This window comes from uncultured Dokdonia sp. (assembly GCF_947492815.1).
In the GTDB taxonomy this organism is placed as follows: Bacteria; Bacteroidota; Bacteroidia; order Flavobacteriales; family Flavobacteriaceae; genus Dokdonia.
Map to the genome: position 1 here is coordinate 16,362 of NZ_CANLOB010000014.1, position 24,801 is coordinate 41,162.

At 34.6% G+C, this 24,801-nt stretch carries 21 protein-coding genes; 9 read left to right on the top strand and 12 right to left on the bottom strand.

What is annotated here, in order from left to right; all coding sequences use genetic code 11:
• Positions 1 to 2: 2 nt before the first annotated feature.
• Entirely contained in the window at positions 3 to 4,640 is a 4,638-nt protein-coding gene (locus Q1A01_RS13510) for a TonB-dependent receptor plug domain-containing protein (protein WP_299681695.1), read from the top strand.
• Positions 4,641 to 4,891: 251 nt separating this feature from the next.
• Positions 4,892 to 6,106 (top strand): two-component regulator propeller domain-containing protein, encoded by a 1,215-nt coding sequence (locus tag Q1A01_RS13515; protein ID WP_299681698.1) that lies wholly within the window; start codon positions 4,892 to 4,894, stop codon positions 6,104 to 6,106.
• Positions 6,107 to 6,274: 168 nt separating this feature from the next.
• On the opposite strand, the gene Q1A01_RS13520 is transcribed toward Q1A01_RS13515, so the two are convergent.
• The 4 genes from Q1A01_RS13520 to Q1A01_RS13535 all read right to left on the bottom strand — a co-directional run bounded on the left by Q1A01_RS13520 (position 6,275) and on the right by Q1A01_RS13535 (position 9,713).
• Positions 6,275 to 7,354 (bottom strand): T9SS type A sorting domain-containing protein, encoded by a 1,080-nt coding sequence (locus tag Q1A01_RS13520; protein ID WP_299681701.1) that lies wholly within the window; start codon positions 7,352 to 7,354, stop codon positions 6,275 to 6,277.
• Positions 7,355 to 7,366: 12 nt separating this feature from the next.
• Positions 7,367 to 7,825 (bottom strand): 3-oxoacyl-ACP synthase, encoded by a 459-nt coding sequence (locus Q1A01_RS13525; RefSeq protein ID WP_299681704.1) that lies wholly within the window; start codon positions 7,823 to 7,825, stop codon positions 7,367 to 7,369.
• An 8-nt stretch (positions 7,826 to 7,833) separates the two neighbouring features.
• Entirely contained in the window at positions 7,834 to 8,451 is a 618-nt protein-coding gene (locus tag Q1A01_RS13530; RefSeq protein WP_299681707.1) for an HAD family hydrolase, read from the bottom strand.
• Positions 8,452 to 8,588: 137 nt separating this feature from the next.
• Positions 8,589 to 9,713: an FAD-dependent oxidoreductase gene (locus tag Q1A01_RS13535; RefSeq protein WP_299681710.1), complete on the bottom strand. Its 1,125-nt coding sequence runs from the start codon at positions 9,711 to 9,713 to the stop codon at positions 8,589 to 8,591.
• Positions 9,714 to 9,871: 158 nt separating this feature from the next.
• Between Q1A01_RS13535 and Q1A01_RS13540 the strand changes: the two genes are divergently transcribed.
• Genes Q1A01_RS13540 through Q1A01_RS13555 form a run of 4 tightly spaced genes read left to right on the top strand, consistent with a single transcriptional unit; the run spans position 9,872 to position 13,936 of the window.
• Complete coding sequence (locus Q1A01_RS13540) at positions 9,872 to 10,354, top strand: hypothetical protein (protein ID WP_299681713.1); 483 nt, start codon at positions 9,872 to 9,874, stop codon at positions 10,352 to 10,354.
• Between the two features lie 14 nt (positions 10,355 to 10,368).
• On the top strand, positions 10,369 to 11,061 hold the full coding sequence (locus Q1A01_RS13545; protein WP_299681716.1) for a glycosyltransferase family 2 protein: 693 nt from the start codon (positions 10,369 to 10,371) through the stop codon (positions 11,059 to 11,061).
• Positions 11,061 to 12,551, top strand: a complete 1,491-nt coding sequence (locus Q1A01_RS13550) for a cellulose synthase family protein (protein ID WP_299681719.1) — start codon at positions 11,061 to 11,063, stop codon at positions 12,549 to 12,551. The genes Q1A01_RS13545 and Q1A01_RS13550 overlap by 1 nt, the downstream gene beginning before the upstream one ends.
• Entirely contained in the window at positions 12,548 to 13,936 is a 1,389-nt protein-coding gene (locus tag Q1A01_RS13555; protein ID WP_299681722.1) for a glycosyltransferase 87 family protein, read from the top strand. The genes Q1A01_RS13550 and Q1A01_RS13555 overlap by 4 nt, the downstream gene beginning before the upstream one ends.
• A 9-nt stretch (positions 13,937 to 13,945) precedes the next feature.
• Here the strand turns inward: Q1A01_RS13555 and Q1A01_RS13560 are convergent, their stop codons facing one another.
• The 7 genes from Q1A01_RS13560 to Q1A01_RS13590 form a co-directional block, all read right to left on the bottom strand.
• On the bottom strand, positions 13,946 to 15,037 hold the full coding sequence (locus Q1A01_RS13560) for a hypothetical protein (RefSeq protein WP_299681725.1): 1,092 nt from the start codon (positions 15,035 to 15,037) through the stop codon (positions 13,946 to 13,948).
• Positions 15,038 to 15,131: 94 nt separating this feature from the next.
• A complete protein-coding gene (locus tag Q1A01_RS13565) occupies positions 15,132 to 16,019 on the bottom strand; it encodes an alpha/beta hydrolase (protein ID WP_299681728.1) in 888 nt (295 codons plus the stop codon).
• Positions 16,019 to 16,411 carry a hypothetical protein gene (locus Q1A01_RS13570; protein WP_299681731.1) on the bottom strand — a complete coding sequence of 131 codons (393 nt, stop codon included), beginning with the start codon at positions 16,409 to 16,411 and terminating at the stop codon, positions 16,019 to 16,021. Before Q1A01_RS13570 ends, Q1A01_RS13565 begins: the two co-directional genes overlap by 1 nt.
• A gap of 18 nt (positions 16,412 to 16,429) precedes the next feature.
• Positions 16,430 to 18,079, bottom strand: coding sequence for a glycosyltransferase family 39 protein (locus tag Q1A01_RS13575; RefSeq protein ID WP_299681734.1), 1,650 nt, complete (start codon positions 18,077 to 18,079; stop codon positions 16,430 to 16,432).
• Positions 18,072 to 18,689 (bottom strand): lipid-A-disaccharide synthase N-terminal domain-containing protein, encoded by a 618-nt coding sequence (locus tag Q1A01_RS13580; RefSeq protein ID WP_299681737.1) that lies wholly within the window; start codon positions 18,687 to 18,689, stop codon positions 18,072 to 18,074. Before Q1A01_RS13580 ends, Q1A01_RS13575 begins: the two co-directional genes overlap by 8 nt.
• Positions 18,682 to 19,401, bottom strand: coding sequence for a glycosyltransferase (locus Q1A01_RS13585; protein WP_299681740.1), 720 nt, complete (start codon positions 19,399 to 19,401; stop codon positions 18,682 to 18,684). Before Q1A01_RS13585 ends, Q1A01_RS13580 begins: the two co-directional genes overlap by 8 nt.
• A gap of 43 nt (positions 19,402 to 19,444) precedes the next feature.
• Positions 19,445 to 20,269, bottom strand: a complete 825-nt coding sequence (locus tag Q1A01_RS13590) for a pseudouridine synthase (RefSeq protein ID WP_299681743.1) — start codon at positions 20,267 to 20,269, stop codon at positions 19,445 to 19,447.
• A gap of 233 nt (positions 20,270 to 20,502) precedes the next feature.
• Here Q1A01_RS13590 and Q1A01_RS13595 point away from each other — a divergent pair, with 233 nt between their 5' ends.
• Positions 20,503 to 21,120, top strand: a complete 618-nt coding sequence (locus Q1A01_RS13595; protein ID WP_299681745.1) for a biopolymer transporter ExbD — start codon at positions 20,503 to 20,505, stop codon at positions 21,118 to 21,120.
• Between the two features lie 518 nt (positions 21,121 to 21,638).
• Here the strand turns inward: Q1A01_RS13595 and Q1A01_RS13600 are convergent.
• The gene (locus Q1A01_RS13600; RefSeq protein WP_299681748.1) at positions 21,639 to 22,604 is read right to left on the bottom strand and encodes a carbon-nitrogen hydrolase family protein; all 966 of its coding nucleotides are present in this window, start codon (positions 22,602 to 22,604) and stop codon (positions 21,639 to 21,641) included.
• 132 nt (positions 22,605 to 22,736) lie between these two features.
• Between Q1A01_RS13600 and Q1A01_RS13605 the strand changes: the two genes are divergently transcribed.
• Both Q1A01_RS13605 and Q1A01_RS13610 read left to right on the top strand, forming a co-directional pair.
• A complete protein-coding gene (locus Q1A01_RS13605) occupies positions 22,737 to 24,020 on the top strand; it encodes a putative DNA modification/repair radical SAM protein (protein WP_299681751.1) in 1,284 nt (427 codons plus the stop codon).
• Positions 24,021 to 24,033: 13 nt separating this feature from the next.
• A complete protein-coding gene (locus Q1A01_RS13610; RefSeq protein WP_299681754.1) occupies positions 24,034 to 24,798 on the top strand; it encodes a TIGR03915 family putative DNA repair protein in 765 nt (254 codons plus the stop codon).
• Positions 24,799 to 24,801 lie beyond the last annotated feature (3 nt).

Here is a 24,801-nt window from a genome sequence, read left to right on the forward strand (position 1 = left end):
CCATGAAAAATCTATATATACTCATCCTTTTATTCTTTTGTTCGATGACTGTTACAGGACAGTTTTTTGAACCTATAGATCGTATAGAGAAAACATATTTACATACAGATCGTCCATTTTATTTTCCTGGAGAAACCATTTGGTTTAAAGGGTATATTACTAATGCACATCAAGACATTACGCTTTTAAGTCAGGGAATTATTGTAGAACTCGTTTCTCCCAAAGGAGTTGTACTTAAAAAATCAAACCTATCTATAGAAGATGGATATACCTATGGTGAATTTCTAATTGATGCATCTTGGGTAGGTGGCACATATACCATTAAAGCGTATACACAATGGTCTAAAAACTTTGGAGAAGAAGCACTTTTTACTAAAAATATTACAGTTCAAAAAATTATTCAACCTCGTTTACAATTAAAATTTGATTTTGAAAAAGAGGCCTATGGTCCTGGAAGTGTCGTGCATGCAAAACTCATTATAAAAGATTTAGAAAACAACGCACTTAAAAGCATCCCGTGTACATACACCCTTGCAATAGATGGAAGAATTGTTTCTAAAGAAATTACGTCCACAACCCAAGAAGGTCTTCTTAACCTCAAGACTTCACTTCCTGAAGATTTATCGACTACAGATGTTATTGTACAGGCACAAATCCCTTTTGAAGGAAATATAGAATCTATTGCACGTAGCGTTCCTATTACACTAGACGCTATCGATTTACAATTTATGCCAGAAAGTGGTTATGCCTTAGAAGGCTATAAAAACACCATTGCCTTTAAAGCTTTAAACCCATACGGAAAGCCTGCAGACATAAGTGGTATTATCAAAAACTCAAAAGGAGAAGAAATAACTTCTTTTGAAAGCTTTCACAATGGTATGGGAAGTTTTGAACTTACTCCAAAATCAAATGAAACCTATACTGCTTTCATCACAAAACCTTTTACATCTACGATTGCATATCCTATACAGAAGATTCAGAAAGAAGGAACTACACTTCACTTAGCATCTTTAGAGAATAACATCGCAACTTTTACGATACATAGCACCTCAATTCAAGAATTACAACTTGTCGCTTCTGATGTATTACAACAATGTTATGAAACCACAGTAAAAGTAAATTCCGAGGAAACAATTATTAAAGTTCCTGTAGATTCCATTGCTAGAGGAATTACAAAATTCTCATTGATAGCCTCTAATGATCAAATTGTTTCAGAACGACTTGTTTTTGTTAACTACGACAAAGCGTTAGATATTACAGTTCGTGTAGATAAAGAACACTATAACTTAAGAGATTCCGTAGTCGTTACAGTAAAAACAGCTGTACAAGACAAACCTGTTGCCGCAAATTTATCAATAGCTGTTGCTGACAATGCATTGCTCAGTTTTGCAGATGACAGACAAGATACTATTGAATCTTACTTTTTAGTATCATCAGAATTACAAGGATCTATATACAAGCCTAATTTTTACTTTGATGCTAAAGAAAAGAAGGCGAAAAAGGCTTTAGAATATCTACTTCTCACACATGGATGGCGATCTTATTTACAAACGATGCCTCCTGAAATCACAAAAGCAACCTTTGCTCCAGAAATACCCGCATTACGTAGGGTGTTTATAACAGATTCATTAAACAATCCAGTAAAAGCCAAACTACTTCTTACTAAAAGGTATAGTGACGACGTTTGGACGCTTGAAACAAATGAAGAAGGCGTGGCTCAATTTCAATTAAACACAAACAACCCATATGGTAACTATACACTTATTGCGTATACAGATGACAAAACCCCTCTTTTTATTCATGACTCAGCACCGATAAGCCGCACGCAAGAATCATTTGCCTACAGCCAAAATAACAATCGATATTTGGACACTAAAACAAGACAAATACTTCGTAATAAAAACAAGAACAACATCAATAAAAAAACAGCTAAAAAGAAGTTTGCTGTAAACGCAAATGCATCTACATCATTACTAGCATCTGAGAATGCCCTAAGTGAAGTAGTCGTTACTGGTTATGGTATAAAAAGAGAAAAAAAATCAGTAGGTTATGCTGTAAGTGAGGTAAATTCTGATGAGATAGAATTTCAAAGCGAAAGTAATTTAGCACGTTTACTTTCTAGAAAAGTATCTGGTATTGACATCACCTCGCAAAGCGGAGCCTCTGGAAGTGCTACCAATGTTGTTATAAGAGGTTACAATAGTGTTTCTGGAAGCAATCAAGCACTATTCATAGTAGATGGTGTTCCTTTTGATTATTCATCTATCGCATCTTCTCAAGTTAATGGAGGTCGTTTTTTAGATCTTGACCCAGAAAATATAGCTTCTGTCAATGTTTTAAAAGGGCTAGCAGCAGCCACACTATATGGAACTGCAGGTAGAAATGGAGTGATTGTCATTACTACAAAGAATAAAACTCATCGTTACAGTATAAAAAAGAGATGGCGTAAAGATTACCCTGATGTTACCTATGCGATTAAAAACTTAAATACGTATAGAAATAAGGTATATCATAATACAAGCAAACGTTTCTACATGCCTATATATAATAATGCCGTCATTCCTGAGCAACGTGATGACTTTAGAAATACCATTTATTGGAACCCCGTAGTTCAAACGAATAATGAAGGCAAAGCTACATTTAAATTTTACACATCAGATGCTGTAACTTCTTTTAAAATAACAACTGAAGGCGTTAGCCACACAAGCGCATTGGGACGTTCGGAGACAGATATTAGCACAATAAAATTACTGAATCTAGACGTAAAGATTCCTCCATATCTATCAACAAGAGATACGGTTCAAATTCCAATTACTATTAGAAACAAACAAGACAAAGCTATTCAAGCAAAAGTCAACATTGAGCTTCCATCATCTATAACATTATTAGATTTCCCTTCTGAAGATCACATCACTATTCCTGCCAAAGGGTTTAAAGTAATCTACGCTTCTATTATCCCTACAGCAATAACAACATCTAGTCGTATTGTGATTACTGCTGACACCGAAAATTACAAAGATGCTATTAGTAAAGAAGTAGTTATCACATCTCCTTTCTTTCCTAATGAAGCCAGTGTTTCTAGCTTAGAATCTGCTTCATACACATTAGATCTTAAAGATTATATCCCTTCTTCCGAAACTGGAAAAATCACTATATACACAGATATTACAGCACAAGTATTTGATGGAATAGAAGGATTAATACGTAAACCATATGGTTGTTTTGAGCAAGCCTCAGCTACCATCTATCCCAATGTACTTGTCATGCAATATTTTAAAGACATGGGTATTTCAAATCCAGAAGCAGAAAAAAAAGCCATGCAATATATACGCAAAGGTTATAGAAAGCTAAAAAGTTATGAAGTAAAAAGCGGAGGGTTTGATTGGTTTGGAGAAGCTCCCGCCGATGATGGTTTAACGGCTTATGGTATTCTTGAATTTACAGACATGAAAAAAATATATCCCGATGTAGATCAAAAACTCATTGATAGAACGACAACGTGGTTATTAAAACACAAAGACAATAAAGGAGGATTTCACGGCAATAATGGACACTCTGGTTTTTCAAAAGTTTCTAAAAATATTACAAACGCTTATATCATCTATGCGCTTGCTAATGCTGGACTTAACTATCAAATCTCTAAAGAATTTAATACAAGTGTAGAGGAGGCATTAACTTCTGAAGATACTTATAGAATGGCGCTTATGGTAAATGCTGCATTTGCAATGGGTAGAAAAAACGAGTCCTTGCAACTTATAGAAAAGCTAAAAGCAGTTATAAAGGATACTTCTTTTAAAGAACTCCCTATTGAACAAACAATAACGCACTCTTACGGCCGTGACAAAATAACAGAAACTGTTGCACTTATTACAAGCGCTTTATTAAAAGAAGAAAAACCAGATAAGAAACTTATCTTCAAGTGTATTAATTACATTTCTAAACAACGTACCTATGGTCGTTTTGGATCTACACAAGCAACGGTATTATCATTAAAAGCATTGATTGCATTTGCAAAAACTCAAAAAGAAGCAACTAAAAATTCAGATCCGCTTATATATGTATCCTATAACGGCACTGAAACATCTTATAAAATTGATAAAAACACCACTGGTAAGATGGAAATTCCTATTGCCAGAGAAAATATGTCTCAAGGAAAACTAGCTATTAACATACGCTACGATGATACAAAAATAGTACTTCCATACAGTATAGATACATACTGGGAAAGTAGTACTCCACAAGAAAAAGCGAAAGGATCATTAGAACTCATTACAGAAATCGTTTCTCAACCTATAAAAGTAGGTGACAACATCAGAATGAATGTTACTGTAGAAAACACAGACTCAAAACCTACTGGAATGGTTACTTCCATCATAGGAATACCTTCTGGAGCTACACCACAAATTTGGCAACTCAAGGAACTAGTAGAAAAGAAAGAAATTGATTTTTATGAGATTTCAGAAAATTTCCTTGTCATTTATTGGAGAACATTTAATCGCTTTGAGAAGAAAAAAATTGCGATAGACTTAAAAGCTGAAGTTGCGGGATCTTATACTGCACCTGCAAGCGCAGTATACCTTTATTATGGAGAAGAATACAAACACTGGCTCAAAGGAACACAAATTGAAATAGAAAAATAATGTCATTTATGATACACCTTCATAATACATAATGTAGGTTAAAAAGAGTGTTTAGTTGGTTTGTTGGAAGATCCGCATATATGTTTTTAGGAGGGCATTATGCGGATCTATTTTTAATTCAAAATTGGTTTGTAAAAATAGATCGGGAACTCATAGTATTTTATCGGGGCTTCGTAAATGTCGATAAAAGTAAACTTCGTTTCACAAAAGCCAAAAGATATTTGTTTTTAACAATCTAAAAACAAATCAACATGAAAACACAATTATCTTTCATTATAGTATTCATAACCTTTATAGGTTATAGTCAAACATTTACAAATTATACAGTAGCAGATGGTGTTATTCCTGGTGTCATTTATGAAATCATTCAGGACACTGATGGGGACATTTGGTGTGTTGGTTGGACGGAACCCGATACGCCAGGTATTGGTAGATTTGATGGGACAGAATGGACTCAGTTCGGAACAGAAGACGGTCCGCACAGTAATACAATGGTCTCTTCCTTTCAGGATAGCAGTGGAAATTATTGGTTTGGCTGTGTTCCTTTTTTTGGAGACGATGGTGTAAGCATGTTTGATGGGACAACTTGGATACAATTTTCTACGGCTGATGGATTAGCAGGTTCAAATGTAGAAGATATTATAGAGGATACAGATGGTAACATTTGGTTTGCCACAGGCGGTGGTGCCTCTATGTTTGATGGAACAACTTTTACAAATTACACTATAGAAGATGGGTTATCATCTAATGCACTTACAGGTGTTATTCAGACTACTAATGGTGATTTTTGGTTTAGCACTGCAGACAGTGGTGCCATTCGATTTGATGGTACAACATTTACAAATATTACTGTAGAAGACGGACTTGCCTCTAATGAACTAAGCAGAGTTTTTCAGGATCAAAACGAAAATATCTGGTTCAGTTCGGGATTTAGCGATACAGGTTTGACACGGTTTGATGGTGACTCGTTTACCATATTCACTACCGTAGATGGACTCGCTTCAAATAACATACGAGAAATAGCTGAAGACAATGATGGAAATGTATGGTTTGGAGGAGGTTTTGGTGCATCACGTTTTGACGGTACAGACTGGTTGGTATTAGACCAAAGTGATGGACTCCTAAGTAGTGGCATAAGAGGCATAGAAGCTGATGATGAAGGCAATATATGGTTTGGAACTTTTGAAGGAGTAAGTGTTCTTAACGCAGGGTCTTTATCTACTGAAGAAGAAAACTTAACCTCATTTTCTATATTTCCTAACCCAGTTCAAGATCAGCTAACGATACAAGCTCCAGGTGCTTCAGCAGTCTTAAAAGTAAACCTATACAGCATATTAGGTGAACTTATTACATCGCAGGAAAACACAACAATTGTTGATATGTCAACACTTTCATCAGGAGTTTATTTTGCAGAAATCTTAGCGATCAATCAACAAGCGCAGACCATAAAAATCATTAAAAAGTAATACCTATCCCTATTCATTCAAATTAAGGTGTTTTCACAAGATACATTGGAGACACCTTTATCTGTTTAGTAAATAGCATCTATTCTAAATACGCTTTCGCGAAAGCGTACCCAACCTTATTCCCATTTATTGAATAGTAATTGTAATACCTAAGAAGCATCACACATTCTATTTTTTTATAAAACGCTTAAATATATTTTTTTCATCCTTCATTACAAAATGAGCAATATACATTCCTTTAGCGAGGAAGCTCACATCCAAGTACGTATGCATCGTATCTTCTATATACGTAGTAATAATGCGTCCGTTTACATCCAGAATATGCAGTTTTTCTAGGCCCTGCATTTGAAGTGTTAAAATATCTGCTACTGGATTAGGGGTAATAAGAATATCAGATAGCACCGAAGTATTTTTAACAGACAATACCTCTTCTGGAAAAAAGAAGATCGCTCCTTGAACATTATCTGTAAAATATAATTTATTGTCATGCAGTGTGATATTCTCAATTTGATACACTTCTGGATCTAGTGTAATTGTTCTTGAAAATATCCATGGAGCTGACTGACTCGTATCAAAAATAGTAATGGAATTACTGTCTCTAAATAACACATATACTAAATTACCGTGTACTTCCAATTGATCTATAAATGCACCAACATCTATAAGTAGTTCTTTTGTAGTATTAAAAGAAGAGATTTCTGCTCTATGCAATCTAGTTCCCTCATCATAATATATAATATCATCTGCTACTGCAATATTTTTTACATGGACACCACTATCGCCAAATATACTTCCATCTCCATAAGGGTCTATGTCGGTAAGTCTAAAAAATAAAGATCCAAAATCAGAAAAGGTAAAGAAGTATTCATCATTATATACTTTAAGATCATATAACTGCTGACTATTAAAATCCATAAACAAGCTAGCATCACTAATCTCGGCAGTATCAAATGGCGCTTTAAACCAATTAAAAACATCTCCAAAATACACGTAGGATTCGTCAGGGTTCCAAAAAAAGTATTTTATATCTCTCGGAATCTCTTCTATATTCACCAGTAATTGTGCTTCGGTTGGATTTAATAAAGCTACTTGTTTAAGGCCTTCTTGTTGTGCGATATAATACACATAATCATTTCTAATTTCTATCGGTCCTAAATGATCACTTCCATCTTCATAAAACAATACTGGGGTTTGAGAGAACACGTGTACGGTGAGTAAGAAAATGAAAACAGAAAGTATATTTTTCATAGAATGTGTATTCTAAAAAACGGATGTAATGGTAAATACGCTTTCGCGAAAGCGTATTTCATCCCCTTCTTCTTTACTTAGTAGACGCTGACCTATAGGAGAGGTTGCGCCAATAGCAAAAAAAAGAGTACCATCTACTGTAATTTGTCCTGCAGGAATACTTATAAAATAATTATGTTGTGAAGTCATAACAGCACTTCCTAAATGGACAGGCCCAGAGGATATAGCTGTAGAAACACGTTGTAATATTGCTTCTAGTTTTTCTATTTCTGCCAATTGTTTCCCAGCGTTCTCTCTTTCTAACTGAAGCATTGCTCTTCCTGTTTCATGCTTATCTCCTGCAGAACTTTTGGTTTCTTCTTTAAGAGATAGCGCCACATTCTTTAGTATGTTATCTACCGCTGCGCGTCTAACGGCCAGTTGAGATTGACAGTGTTTAAATAGTGCTTCTTTTAATGCTTGTTTTTTCATAGATTTTTTCAGATTACATCTATTTGCTTTTTTATTTGACTTAGATCACTAATCTCATATTCTTTCAAAAGTTTTTCTCTTCTATTTATTTTTAAATACTTCCATCCTATATTTTTTGCGCCTATAACATCCGATTTAAAAGAATCTCCAATCATGACTATTTCATTTTTAGTATTTCCTGTGAATTTCTCAACTTCTTTAAATATTCTTTCATTTGGTTTTAAAGCACCATAATCACAAGAAAAAAACAAACCATCAAAATACGTATAAAGATTAGTTTCAAAAACAGGCTTTTTATAAGGTGACGCTAAATTGGAAATTAGGAAAATTTGAAAATCTTTCTTCAATTCCTCAAGCACACTAAAAACTTCTTTATAAACTACGATTGAATCTAATTCTTTTTCTAAATCTACTTCATTCTTATAATACAATTCTTTAAATTCAATTGGTAAAATAGTCATTACATCATCGATCTCTCTTGTCATTATAAGTTCTAAATATGCGATTACATTTAAGCCAAAACCATTTTTAGAAGTTTTAAATAATTTTAAAAAAAAATTATTTGATTCTTTTATTTCAATTAAAGTATTATATAAATCAAAAACTATAATTTTAATATTATTCATTATTTATAATAATTAATTTATCGGGTTAAACATTTACTACTAATCTTTAGAAAGAGAGTAACGGAAAGTTCTTTTCTTTTTGTATCCAAAAATTACAAAAACAAAAGAACAACCATCCCACAATGGGCTATCATTAATTAGTCACACCTTACTACCAAATCAGCCAAATCTCTTCCCACTTGACTACCTATCGCTATTCCCATTCCACCTAAGCGAACGCCAGCGTGTATGCGATGAGAGAGTTTCTTAACAATAGGTTTCTTTTGCGTTCCTACACCCATAATTCCACTCCATCGTCTATCTATTTCAAAAGAGGTGTTTGGTAAAATCACTTCTTTTAATATCTCTTCAAGCTTATTTTGAACTAAAGCTGTCTGTCCTAAATCGGTGGTTTCTTCGGTGGTGAAATCTAGATTACGACCTCCTCCAAAAAGAATACGATTATCTATGTTCCTAAAATAGTAATACCCTTTATCTAAATGGAAAGTTCCTTTTATCTTCAAATCTGGAATTGGTTTTGTGATCAATACTTGTGCTCTCGCAGGTTTTACTTCTTGTAAGCCTAACTGAGAAGCAAAACCATTCGTTGCCAATACCAATTGCTTACTCTCTAAAGAAAACTTGTTTGCACGAATCAGCACAGCATTCTCTTTTTCTTCGAAAGCCTCTACCTGTACACCATTCATAATGTTGATACCTTTTTGAATAGCAAGTTGCAATAAACGCTCCATCATAGCACCTGTATCAATCTGCCCTTCAAAAGCATTATAGATATAGTGATTTTGAATATGCTCAAATCCAAATACATTTTCTTTTGTACTGTATACAGGGGCCTTAAAAATAGGATATAGTAATTCGTTTATGTTATCTATATTTTGCAAACAATCTTCATAGAATACCTCATCTTCTTCTGTAAACAGTTCATAACCTCCTAATTCTTGATATCCTAAAGCAGTATCTTCCACGGTATCTCTCAATAGTGCTAAACCATCTATACGTTGCTTTACAAGTGCTACGACTTCTTCTTCAGAATGTGACGTAAGGTCGTCGAGAATTTCAGAAATACTTCCAAAACAAGCAAAACCAGCATTTTTAGTACTCGCACCTTGCGGCAACATGCCTTTTTCTAAAATAAGAATACGCGCCTTGGGAAATTTTTCGCGCAAGCGTAAAGCACAATTTAATCCTACAATACCACTTCCTACAATAGTATAATCAATAGCAGACAACCATGATTTGTATTCCCAATAACTTAAACTCATACGCGTAAAGCTTTAAGTAAAAATAAGCATCATCCTTCACTTTATATAGTTTTCTTGTAGAGGATCTCTACTTTCTTTTTTACATCTCTCAAACAAAAAAATATTTTTCTGTTAGCCTTGTAAAATAGTTACGTCTAAGCAAGCCTAACGACATCATCATGACATCATTTCTACTCGTGTTATTTTTATGGGCTTCACCTTCTACAAATGAAGGAGCTGTACGAATGTATAATAAAGAATACTATGCAAATGGCAATCTGAAATCTGAAGGATGGATGATGAGTGGTGAAAAAACAAGTTATTGGTACCATTATCATGAAAATGGAAAAATTGCTTCAAGAGGGCATTATAAAGGAAATAATAAAACAGCATACTGGTATTACTACGATAAAAACGGTTCTTTAACCCGAGAAGGGCATTATAAAAAAGGAATCGCCGAAAATTGGTGGATTTTTTACGATCTTGCAACCCAAGAAAAACGTAAAACACAATACCAAAACAATAAGAAAAACGGATTTAGTTTAATCTATCAGAAAAACAAGCTAGTAAAGGTCGAGAAATACACCAAAGATGTGTACAAAGGTATGTGGACCAGCATTAGTAGTTTTAGGCGTGACAACCCTGATGTAAAGATGTACTAGATTTGCCACCTATTATGAATCCCATCATCAAAGTTATTATTCCGGCTTATAATGAGCAAGATTCTATAGGTCTGGTCATTAACGATATTCCAGATACTGTACAAGAAGTTATTGTGGTAAGCAATGCTTCTACAGATCAAACAGATGAAGTTGCAAAAAAAGCGGGAGCCACCGTATTGAGAGAAGATACGCCTGGTTATGGAAATGCCTGTTTGAAAGGAATGGAATACGTAGCCAACTCAAAAGACAAGACAGATATTATTGTTTTTTTAGATGGTGATTATAGTGATTATCCCGAGCAATTACCATTGCTTATTACGCCTATTATGGAAGATGGATGTGATATGGTGATTGGGGCGAGAGATAAACGCTTTCGCGAAAGCGGATCCATGACCATTCCACAAGTATTTGGAAATTGGCTAGCCACGACCTTAATGCGCCTCTTTTTTAGAGCTCGTTTTACAGATTTAGGCCCTTTCAGAGCCATGAAATATACAAGCCTTCTCGAATTAGAGATGGAAGATAAAACCTATGGTTGGACAGTAGAAATGCAACTTAAGGTATTAAAAAAGAAAATGAAATACACAGAAATCCCTGTTAAATACCGTAATCGTATTGGGGTTTCTAAGGTTTCAGGAACCGTAAAAGGTGCTATCTTTGCTGGCATAAAAATTTTAAGTTGGATATTTAAATATAGTTTTAAATAATGCTGTTAGAACTCATAATCATCACGATTTACACCATTTCGTTATTAATCATATTTGCATATAGCTTATCGCAACTTAATTTGTTATTCAATTATTTGCGAGCACAACGCAAAAAAGATGATGCACCAAAATTTGACTTATCTGACCCAGAGCAAGTCCCTTATGTAACGATTCAGCTTCCCGTATACAATGAGTTATACGTAATGGAACGACTATTAGATAACATTGCGCTCTTAGAATATCCCGCAGAAAAATTAGAGATTCAAGTACTAGATGATAGTACAGATGAGTCTTTACAATCTACAAAAGAACATATAGAACGATTACAAAAAACGGGACTTGATATAAAACATGTAACTCGTGAAGATAGATCTGGTTTTAAAGCAGGAGCTTTAAAGGAAGGACTTATAGATGCTAAAGGAGAGTTTATTGCTATTTTTGATGCCGATTTTCTTCCTGAGCCTAATTGGTTACAACGTACGGTACCGTATTTTATAGATCGCAATATTGGTGTAGTACAAACCCGATGGGGGCATATTAATAGAGATTATTCACTACTCACAAAAGTACAAGCATTTGCTTTAGATGCCCATTTCACACTAGAGCAAGTAGGTAGAAATAGCAGAGGACATTTTATCAATTTTAATGGTACTGCTGGACTATGGCGAAAGCAATGTATCATTGACGCAGGAAACTGGGAAGGAGATACGCTTACAGAAGATTTGGATTTAAGTTATAGAGCTCAACTTAAAAATTGGAAATTCAAGTATCTAGAAAACGTGGAAACACCTGCAGAATTACCTGTAGTCATTAGTGCCGCACGTTCACAGCAATTTAGATGGAATAAAGGAGGAGCAGAAAACTTCCAAAAAATGGCTTCAAAAGTAGTCAAGAGTAAAAGCCTATCTACGAAGACAAAATTCCACGGTATACTACATTTATTAAACAGTACCATGTTCTTAAATGTATTGATCGTTGGTTTATTAAGTATTCCTATGCTGTATATCAAAAATGAATACGGACACCTTAAAACCTACTTTGTCGTCATGAGTTTCTTTGTGATGAGTACGGTAATTTTCTTTATCTGTTACTGGTATATGTTTAAGAATATATACGGAGGAGGTTTTAAACAGTTTATACGATATATAGGCATGTTCTTCACCTTTTTCAGTATTGCAATGGGGTTCTCATTACACAATTCTATCGCAGTCATTGAAGGACATATTGGAAAGCGAAGCGACTTTATACGTACACCAAAATTTAATATAAGTAATCTTAAAGATGGCTGGAAAGGCAATAAATACCTTAAGAAGAAAGTCTCTTTAAATGTTTTCATTGAAGGAGCCCTTATGCTCTATTTTGCTTTTGGAATGTACAGCGCTTTTATCGTAGGAGATCAAGGTGGAGATTTCGGATTATTCCCTTTTCACCTTATGCTATTTATAGGTTTTGGATTTGTATTCTTTAAATCATTAACCTCCAAAGTGTGATTGCACAGATTTGGAAATATCATAAACTTCCGCTTCTTTTTGCTTTACTGTCGCTAGTATTCTATTGGGTATTTGCTTATGATCTTGTACGTGATGATTTTATAAAATTATTCACCTTATATGGTGCGTTGTTTTTTCTGTTTTACAAAATAGTACAACTAGGAAAAACTGATTTTTGGCTATTAGCTTTTATCGCCTTTGTATTTCGACTTATTTTTCTTCCTGTAATCCCAAATCTATCCCAAGACTTTTATCGTTTTATATGGGACGGCAGGTTACTTTTAGAAGGCCTCAACCCATACCTAACTACTCCTTTGAGTTATGTGGAGTCTGGCACAATGGATATTGTATCACAAGCCGATGCACTCTACAAAGGTATGGGAGAGCTCAATGGAAGTCACTACACCAACTACCCACCTATTAATCAAGTATGTTTTGCTATTGCAGGACTTTTTTCCGGTAATAGTATTACAGGCGCTGCTATCGTATTTAGAGTATTGATCCTCATTGCCGATATGGGTACCATCATACTCGGAAAAAAACTACTTCAACGAATGGGCCTCCCTATTCATGCTATTTTCTGGTATGCACTCAATCCGTTTATCATTATAGAAATGACAGGCAACTTACATTTTGAATCTGTAATGTTGTTTTTTGTAGTATGGTCTCTCTATTTGCTACATAAAGGAAAATGGATTGGAAGTGCTGTCTTATTAGCACTTTCCATCTCTGTAAAATTATTACCCTTATTATTCCTTCCATTACTATTTCAATTTTTGCTTTCGCGAAAAACTACACAGGGACAAAACCTATTTCTTTCATGGAAAGGTTGGAAGCAAGCCGCTTTATATTACCTCATCGTTTTGGGAACTGTCGCGCTTACTTTTGCACCCTTTTTAACGGGTGAATTTGCCGAAAATTTTGGAGCCTCTATTGCACTTTGGTTTAAGAAGTTTGAATTCAATGCGAGTATCTATTATGTGATACGATGGATTGGTTTTAAAGTTATTGGTTGGAATATCATAGGTGATGTAGGTCCATTATTACCACGCTATGTTGTAGGATTCTTATTAATCTTAGCCTTCTTTAGAAAAAACAGAACGCTTAAAGCCACGATCACAGCCATACTTCTGGGGATCTCTTTTTACTTTTTACTCTCGACCACGGTACATCCTTGGTATGTAGCAACGCCCCTTATTTTATGTGTATTTACAAGGTATCGTTTCCCATTGGTGTGGAGTTTTACGATTATACTCAGTTACTCAGCCTATGGTCCAGAAGGTTTTCAGGAAAATTTATGGCTCGTTGCTACCGAATACCTAGTTGTATTGAGCGTATTTCTTTGGGAAGTTTTTAGAAAAAGTAAGAAGCCTATTATTGTATAACAAGTGTATTTAATCTCTTGTTATTTTAAAATGAAATCTATCCGCTTCAATTACAAAATCATATTCTTTATCTAATGAATCCCTAAAAGTGAGTCTTGATTTGAATATGGTATCGCTAAGATCTGTCTTTGTCATTCCTTGAATCGGAATATCTTTTTCGTATTCATAACTATTAAAACGCATAGGTAGACTATCTATCCATTCTATATCATGAGATATATTTTCAATCTTTACAAGATTTGCAGGAGCTCCAAAATTTTGCAAATCAAACGTAAGAAGCCAAGAACGATTATCTCTACCACCTCTTTGACTACTACTATAATAAAATTCTTCTTCTCTGTCTGTTCTCCAAAAATATCGCTCTATTCCACCATAAATAATAGGACTATCAAAATATTCTATTCTATCTATGATATATAGAATATTATCTCCAAAAAAATTAAAACCATAGGGCTCTCTATCCTCAATCAATTCATAATCAGCACAAATAGCTTTTTTCAACTCCTTTACAGTATAGGTTATGGTATCTGATAGTACTTCTTCAAAATAAATCTTCTTCTGACTATAGTTAGGAGTTTTTGTTTTTACTACTAGAAAACCATATGCATCATCTTTCTTTTCTACAACTTTTAAAAAAGTTATCTCACGATTATACAGGTTTTTCAAATCTTTAATTCTCAAATAAGCGCCTGGTAGTAAATTTTCGATATTATTTTGGACCTCGTTCAGTCCTACCTCATACAAAGCTTCACGTTCTTTAAATCGTTCTCGATTCATATAATATTTAGAAATACTCATGAATAACGCAAAACCAGTTAACCCGACAATTAAAACAACAGGGATGAAGAAAGAATACCAGGGTGTTTTAATTTTATCTCCTCCTTTAATCCTACTTATAATATATTCTGGCAATTCATATAATTCTCCATTTTTCCGTAAAGCATATGACTTTCCTATAGGAAAAAAAGGAAGCCAAAATAAGTGAAATACTTTTTGACGCACCTCAAAAGTCACATTTCCCCATTCTTCTTTTTTAAGCTCTAATTCATCTACTGAATATGATTTTACCTTAAAACTATACCATCCAAATACTACACTCATAGAAATCTATTGCTTAGTTTATATTATTATTACTTGCGACCAACTTATACACACACCCTACCTTTCTGTCTTTATAGCTTCTTCCATCAGAAAATCATTCATTCAAGCTATCAATGATTTGCTTTAATGCTTTTTTTGCTTCCTTCATTACGGGAAGGAATGGCCAAATATGAGGCATCTTTTCCCCTTCAATAATAGCTACCTGAGTATTGGTTTTTATTAATTTCTCAATGGTTAATTTTTGATCCGGATAGGTAATATCATGTGTTGCTACATATAAAATAGTATGAGGAAAATTTTCGAAGCTTCCATACAATGGGGAGATCATACTATTTTTTAAATCATTATTCTCTGCACACATTTGCTTTGCACTAAGCACTCCTTTTTTAGATAGCATCGGATCAAGAGGATCTACTTTATCTATATCTGGATTAGATAATGTAGCATCCATTACTGGAGAGACTAAAATAACTTTAGCAGGTAATTCCATGTGTTTTTGAACTAATCTTTGAACTAAAGCTGTAATCAATGTACCTCCTACAGAGTCTCCAATACAAGAAATCTGATGTGCACTATATGTTTTTAGAGCTGTATTATATACCTCGTCTATATTTTGAGATATCAGCGAAATCGTATTTTCAGGAGCTTTTGGATAATCACACATCCAGACGGTATGATTTGTTTGACTAACGATTGTCTTTATAGTATCCCAGTGATGTTTTGCTGGGCCTGATATAAAAGCACCTCCATGAATAAACAATACTAATTTACCTGAAGCCTTGTTTGACGTAATCTCTGTAATCGAGGTATTTAAAATAGTAAATGTACGCGTTTGATGCTTCTTAAAGAACGCTCCTTTTGGTTGTCGAACATCTTCTTTTCGTATTTTTTTATAATCTATTGGGTCTTGACTAAAGTCTTTTTTTAATCCTTTTAGTTTAATAATAAATAACGTAATATAATAGGTGAAGCTTTGTTTCATTATTTATTATTTTTAATAGCTATTCTTTTGGCTACTTTAAGTTCAAATACAGCAAGTGTTATTATAATTAAAATTTCAATTAAAATATACAACCACCCAATAATTGTAATCGTTTCTATATGATAAAACGCAATTCCTACAGATAAGCAACAATACAACAAATTTAGTATCGCAATCATCTTTAAGCATCTACCTAAACTATTGCTCTTTCTTTGGTAACAATAGAAATCAAAAAGGGCAAAAAACACAGGAAGTATGGCGAGAAAATATAACGTAGAAGGAGGAATCCCAAACATACTTTCTAACTTGACTAGTACTATTCCTAGCATAAAAGCTGATAGTATTGCTCCCAATCCATCTATTAACAAAAGTCTCCTTGGGCTAAATATCATACAAGTTTTTTATTACTCTCATTTAACCAACTTATACACATACCCTATCTTTCTGTCTTTATGGCTTCTTGCATCAGAAGGTTCTGCATTTACATCTATACGAAGTGGAGTTTTAGTTACTACAGTATATCCTTTAGTATTTTGATTCTTCTTTAGTGTCAATTCATGCTCATATTCATGAGGTGCGATTATATAAAAGGCATCTTCTTCAATATCATTTAAGTGATAGATTACAGGTATAGTTCCTCCTTTTGACCAAATAATTTCTGGAGTAGTTCTTTGATAAGAGTAGTATGGAATTCCTTTTTCTAAAACCCCTTTCTCTTGTAACATTTCAAAATTAGCATATGCAGGGTTTGTGATCATATGTTGTTTTCGTAAACTACCTGCACTATATACAAGCATGATAAGTCCTATGATGGTGATGATTAACACATGCCCTATTGACTTTTGATACAGTCGCATACATAATAACACACCTATACTCACTAAAACCCCCACAAAGAAATATGTAATAACTGGTATGCGCATCGTTGTTTCAGTAAGAGATAGATAAATAATAGCGATAGCAATTCCTATAAAAGCGAGTCCTAATATCCCAAAAAAGAAATAGACAGGAATCGTCTCTCGTTTATCTTTTAACTCCTTAAAGCGACGTATGAGATACTCAATATAAAATCCTGTATTCATTGCCAATGGAATTAAAACAGGCATTAGGTATCTTGATTTTTTCTCTGGAATCACAGACAGCAATACCACAACTAGTAGCGTCCATAGCAATGTAAACTGATACACCTTCAGATTAGAAACACGTGTTTTTAAATACGGATATAGCAATCCTATAAATGCAGGTACTGTCCAAAGGCCACTTTGTGTAAAGAAACTCCAATAATAATAAAAAGGACGTACATTATAACTGGTCCAATTTCCTGTTTCTTTAGAAGCAATAGCCGCAAATGTCTCTGGATCTGCATATCGCACATAAAGGTACCAACTAAACCCAATAACCAAACCCACAATGAGAACTCCTACAAACAACACCCACTTTTTAGTAGTCGTAGATTTTCGAAATATAATCCCATAAGAAATCAAAAAGGGTAATAATAATGCATAAGCAGATACAGGACCTTTGCTTAATACAGAACATCCTATACCTAAAACAGCGAGTAATCCATATCCCCAAGAAATGGTGTCGTTTTTAAATAATTGCACAATCCCATAGATAGCAACGAGCATAAATGCATGTGCATAAATGTCCCAAGGAGCTTCAAAGACAATAAGAATAATATAAAGAGAGGTAACTCCTATCAGACCATTATACAAACTATGAGATTTATCAAGGGTAAGCTTTCGCGAAAGCGTATACAACATAATTCCTAATAACATCACCATGAGTACAGCAGGAAGTCGCAATCCCCAAATACTTTTTACACCAAATAACATCGCCGAAATTGCCGTTAGCCATGTAGGAAGTGGTGGTTTTTGATACCTAGCTTCGCCATTCATGGTAGTGAGTATCCAATGATCATCTGTCAGCATTTCACGAGCAGTAATAAAATTACGTGCTTCCATAATGGTGACTTCCATGACATCTAAAAATGGCAATAGTAATAATGCAACCAGCGTAATAATGGTAAGTATGGGTCGCTTTTTATAAATATCAATCATGCTTTTTCTTGTATAACATAATGTTGCGCACATAGATAATCGCGCCCATTACATTAGAAATAATCAACACAATATCTTGTCTAAAGATAAAGTAAGTTAATGTCATAAGCCCTCCTATAAGACTAATCACCCAAAAACCTAAAGGTAATATGGCTTCTTTATGCTTTTCTGCATAGAGCCATTGGTATACAAAACGAAGTGTAAAAACTATTTGTGCGATAACGCCAAGTATTAATAACCATTGAGCGATATCAGGATTATTAAGAAGATTTTTAATATCATAATCTCCATTATTATACCCATATACTACAATGGCTATAGGGATCAAAAAAAATAAGAGTCGACTCCAGGCTGGTATTTTTGCCCATTGATCTTGTATTTGTAAGTTACGTATGTAAATAAAATAGGTAAGTACCTGCCCTAGCATTAAAGCAAAATCAACACGCAAATACCCATAAATAAATAATAGAAAAGAGCCTGATAAACTTAACCACCAAAAGAAAAGTGGGGTTACTGATTTTTTTTGTTTTTCTGAAAGAATCCATTGTGAGTACATCCTTCCGCCAAAAAGGAGTTGTGCAATAATGGCAAGTATGGAAAATTTATCCACGGCTTGTTTTTTCTACGGTATAATTAATATACTTCTTTTTCATCCAGAGATAAGCAAAGCAATCCATAAGTGGTCCTAATAACCTGTTCCAAAGTCCAAACTTTGCCTCTCCTGCAATACGCGGAAAATGACGCACAGGTACTTGTTTTACTTTCCCATGTTGGAGTAAAATCATAGCAGGCAAAAATCGATGTAATCCTCTAAACATAGGAATACGTTTTGCATAATCTGTTTTTATGATTTTAAGCGGGCATCCCGTATCATCCATTCCATCATGTGTAAATGCGCGACGGATTCCATTGGCAATTTTAGAAGACATGTTTTTTACAAAACTATCTTTACGGTCGGCGCGTACTCCAGTTACTAATACGCAATCATCCATTTCATTCAATAGCTTATTAAAATCTTCTGGAGTCGTTTGAAGATCGGCATCTATATAGCCCACTAGATCTGTATCTGCATAATCAAACCCTGCTTTTATTGCAGCACTTAATCCTGCATTCTTCACAAAAGAAATATAGGTAAAACTGTCATTACGAGCGCAGATATCTTCTATAAGTGTTTGGCTTTTATCTTTAGACCCATCATTTACAAAAAGGACTTTGCTTTTTACAGCCGCAATTTCAAAATACGCTAGAAACTCTTTTTCTACACGCTGAAGATTGTCTTCTTCGTTATATACAGGAACTACAATAGTAAGTCGATACGACATTAGGATAAAGTTAGTTTGTCGCAAGATAGTTTTTTCTAAAAAACTATACCATTTTTAAATTAATGACTTCTTGTTTTGTAAGATGACGCCAATGACCTCTTGGTAAATCTTTTTTAGTGAGACCTGCAATCGTAACACAATCTATCTTTACCACTTCATAATTTAAGTGTTCAAAAATAGTGCGTATCACACTATTACCTGTATGCTTAATTTTAAGTCCGACTTCTTTTTTAGGAGCACCATCTACATAACTAACTTCTTCTACATTGATACTCTTCCCTTCTATTGTAAGTCCTTCATTGATACGCTCAATATCTGCTGCTTTTACATTTTTAGAGAGCTCTACATGATATAATTTAGCAACTCCCGTTTTGGAATTTGTAAAACGTTGATGTACTTGTTCATCATTTGTAAATAATAATAATCCTGTCGCATTACGCCCTAATCTTCCTATAGGTTTGATACGAGAGCTTGTAGATTTTGCTACAAGATCCATTACCGTATTTCCTTTATCATTACTTGTTGTTGTTGCAAACCCTTTGGGTTTGTTTAGAAGCACATAAGCCTTTTCCTCAGGGCTAATACGACGTCCATCAAAACGCACATCATCTCCTATCTGCACTTTGTACCCCATCTCATTAACAATCTTCCCATTTACAGTTACATTTCCTATAGAAATGTACATATCGGCTTCACGTCGTGAACAAATACCAGCATTTGCAATGTATTTGTTTAAACGCATCGTTCCATCATCCTTCTTTTGAGGTGTTTTTTTAGGCGTCACTTTTTTTGACTTTGCCTGCTTTTGATAGCCTTCTCTTGTGGTCTTCTGTTTTCCTTTTCTGCTTCGAGATGCTCCTTGACTCATGATACTTTCTATTTAGGTGCAAAGGTAGGTTTAAACTCTGAAATACAAACTACGAAAGTACTTTGAAACTATTTTATGGCATATCTATTGATACGAATTGGAAATAATCATCTTATACATTCAAAAAGATGATTGTATGAATTAAGACAGATTACTACCGATAGGAAACCATTTGATAAAAAAACACCAACCAAAGGAATGTTATTTTATTAATTTTTTTAAACCATCACATTATGTCAAAACGAAATGCACCCGAAGTAAATGCAGGATCTATGGCAGATATTGCCTTTTTACTGCTTATCTTTTTTTTAGTCACCACCACCATTGATAAAGACAAAGGCATTGCTAGATTTCTTCCTATAGAAACAAATCCTGATCCAACACCTGTTAAAGAAAAAAACATCCTTCCTATTTTTATAAATATAGAAGGAGAATTTCTCGTAAATGAAACCATAACACCCATCGATGAGATCTCAGAAATAGCGTTTGATTTTATTGATAATGGGGGCGCAAATAGCAATGACGAATTTTACTGTAGTTATTGTAAAGGTGATCGTGACCCTTTATCATCAGACAGCCCCAAAAAAGCAGTGATTGCTATAGATGCTAATAGAAAATCTGCGTATAATGCATATATCTTATTACAAAATGAATTAGCAAAAGCCTATAATACCCTTCGCAATCGAGAGTCGCAACGCTTGTTCGGATACGATTTCACAACCGTAAACAAGGAAGTACAAGAAGGTCGTTATAAAGGAAATATCGAAAAAACAAAAGCGCAACTAAAAGAGATCAAAGAACTGTACCCACTTTTAATTACAGATGCTCAAACGAAAAAACGAGAAATTTAAAAGAATACACTAATCATCAAGTGTAAAACACCCGTCAGTGAACAACCATCATTCATTGAACGGGTGTTTGTTTTTTAATGCATTCGGTAGTTTCGATACTATTTTCGCGAAAAGCGAAAATCACTCAACCACCTTATGATTCCAAATATAATTTAAAATACATCTACAAAAACATCTTTTTTAAGATGACGTTTTACAGATCCTGTCGAATAGATGGTTAGGGAGGTTATTTTATTGTCTCTAAGTTTTAGATACAATTACTTTTATTATTCTTCTGTTATTTAGACAAAATAACACACCCCTTAATCCCTTTTTACTAGAAGGGAAATTTCAGAATATGCGTATGAGTATTCCCTCCTAAAAAGGAGGGTTAGGGAGGTGTAGAAGAGATGAGAAACTTTTAATTGTAAATAATATGTTCCTTTAAACTAAAAATAGAGTACTGCTCTATTTTAGAGTACTACTCTATTTTTAATGTTATACACCCCTAAAAAGTTCCTTCTACCCCTGGGAGAAGGCTAGGATGAGGGAGACAACTTAATCGTACTCTGACGTTCCCTATTCACACTTAATTGTGTGACATCTGGACGCGAGTAATGTCCTACCGCATCAAAGTTTTGTCGTTCTTCATACACTCGATTAAAATCAATAGTGTGGTATATATTCCCTTCCGTAGTGATATCTGGATGTACGATAAATTCTCCATCAGGCCCAGCAATACAAGACCCTCCATTTGACAGCAATTCTGGCGCATTCTTTACCAACTCATCATAGTGAGGTGTGTCTTTTGGAAAATCTGACTTAAGCATTCTACTGGATACAGACACCACAAAAGAACGAGACTCTCTTGCTATAAATCGGGTGATGTCTTTGGTGTTGTAATCACTTCCAGGCCAAACGGCAATATGTAAGTTTTCACCTTGCCCATATAAAGCTGCACGTGGTAACGGCATCCAGTTTTCCCAACAGTTTAATCCGCCAACGGTAAATTGTTTTAAAGGATGTACTTGCAATCCATGACCATCACCAGGCGCCCATGTTAAGCGTTCATCATAGGTAGGTTGTAATTTACGGTGTACAGATTGTATCTCCCCTTCTTGATTTATATAGACCAATGAGGCATATAAACTATGACCACCTCTATCTTGTGGACGTTCAATAATACCTAAGTAAATGGCTATGTTATGCTTTCGCGAAAGCGCACACACTTCCTCTAAATCTCCTGCATCTATATCAACACAATTACGAGCATAATGTGCATGCAGTTCTTTCACCACATCTTTATTCCACTCGGCGCCACCTGTAAGTGCTAACCAATACGGATAGCCAGGTAGTACACCTTCTCCAAATACAATGAGCTCTGCTCCTTCTTGAGCGGCTTCAGTAATGGATTTTTTAATTTTCTCTAAAGTTGCTTGTTTATTGAGCCAGACAGGAGCAATTTGTGCCATGGCAATTTTAAGATGATTCTCTGGTATTGTCATTCAAATTTTTTTCTAAAAATACAAAATTGACAGTCGTTTTTATTAGGATTCGCTTGCGCGAAAAACGTTAAATTTCATAGCACATACATGAAATGTAGAAATATTCCATATTTTTGGAATAAATCCTTTTCCATGAACTTTGATCGAATTAAAGAAAAACTCAATATCCTTGCAGATGCAGCAAAGTATGATGTTTCCTGTTCTTCTAGCGGAAGCAAACGTGCAAATAAAAACAAAGGATTAGGAGATAGTAGCGGCATGGGTATTTGTCATAGCTATACCGAAGATGGACGATGTGTTTCTTTATTAAAAATTCTATTGACGAATCATTGCATTTTTGACTGTGCCTATTGTGTCACTCGAAAAAGTAATGATATCAAGAGAGCCGCTTTTAAAGTTCAGGAGGTTGTTGATTTAACGATTAATTTCTACCGCAGAAACTATATAGAAGGACTGTTTTTAAGTAGTGGTATTTTTAAAAGTCCTGATTATACCATGGAACGACTTGTTGCCGTAGCAAAAAAGTTGCGAGAAGAAGAAAACTTTAATGGGTATATACACCTCAAATCGATTCCAGGCGCTAGTGATGAACTAATGCGCGAAGCAGGTCTATATGCAGATAGACTCTCTGTCAATATTGAAATCCCAACCGTATCTGGACTCAAACTACTAGCTCCTGATAAAAAAAGAGAGGACTTTATAAAACCCATGCTAAAGGTTAAAAACGAAATCATTCAATATAAAAGTGAAAAGAAAATCATTAAGAGCACACCCGTATATGCCCCTGCTGGTCAAAGCACGCAAATGATTATCGGAGCCACTGGCGAAACCGATGCACAAATCATGTATACAAGTGCTCATTTTTATAAAAACTTTCACATGAAACGCGTCTACTACTCTGGGTATATCCCTATAAGTTATGACGATCGTTTGCCTTCTATCGGCACAGAAGTTCCTATGTTACGAGAAAATAGGTTGTACCAAGCAGATTGGTTACTTCGGTTTTATGGATTTGATGTCAAAGAATTACTCACAAAAGAACATCCCAATCTCGATGCAGATATAGATCCAAAACTGAGTTGGGCTCTTAGAAATCTTGATAAATTCCCTGTAAATATTAATAAAGCCAGTAAGCATGTACTCGCTCGTATTCCTGGTGTAGGCATGCGATCTGTACATAAGATCATACACGCACGAAAATACCGAAACCTCAATTGGGAACATCTCAAAAATATAGGTATCGCAATGAATAGAGCTAAATATTTTATTACCTGTGATTCTAAAGATTTTGAAACAAAAGACAGAACACCTGGTCAACTCAAAAGCCTAATCATGCAAGAGAGTGCTAGTAAGTTTAGAAAAGCATATAGCAACCAACTTAACTTATTTGACACACAAACGCCTCTTGTTATATAATACCAATATCACCATGGCTATTTACAGATATGACAGTACTTTTGAAGGGTTTCTCTCTTGTGTGTTTGAGTATTATGAGCAAAAACCTGCATCGTTATCTATTGTTCCTAATCATCATAATGCACTCTCTATTTTTGACACGAAAGAAACTATCATTACAGATCCTATAAAGGCAGAACGAGTTTGGAAAGGCCTCAAACAAACTGGAGGGGCCAAAACCACAACAGCTATCTACCGAGCTTTTTTAAGTGAGAAAGAAGGCATTGAAAATACACTACTCTCTTATATTATAAAACTTTTTAAACATCAAACATCTATAGAAGACTATACTGATTTTGACGTAGTTCAGATACGAAAAACAGTTAAAATGGTAGGGCGAGAAAAACATCGTATGGATGCTTTTGTACGCTTTCGCGAAACAAAGGACGGTATCTATTTTGCCACAGTAGCACCAGATTTTAATGTCTTACCCTTAATCTCAACTCATTTTAAAAAGCGATATGCAGATCAAAAATGGTTGATTTACGATCTCAACCGAAAGTACGGTATCTATTATGACCTCTACACAGTAGAAACTATTGAACTAGCCCTCGCATCTGATATTAATACACCATCAAAAGCCACAATTTACTTTACAGAAGAAGAACTACAATACGAAGCATTATGGCAAAACTATTTTAAGAGTACCAATATTGCATCAAGAAAAAACATGAGATTACACCTACAGCATGTCCCAAAAAGATACTGGAAGTATTTAAGCGAGAAAAGACCTTCTTAAATC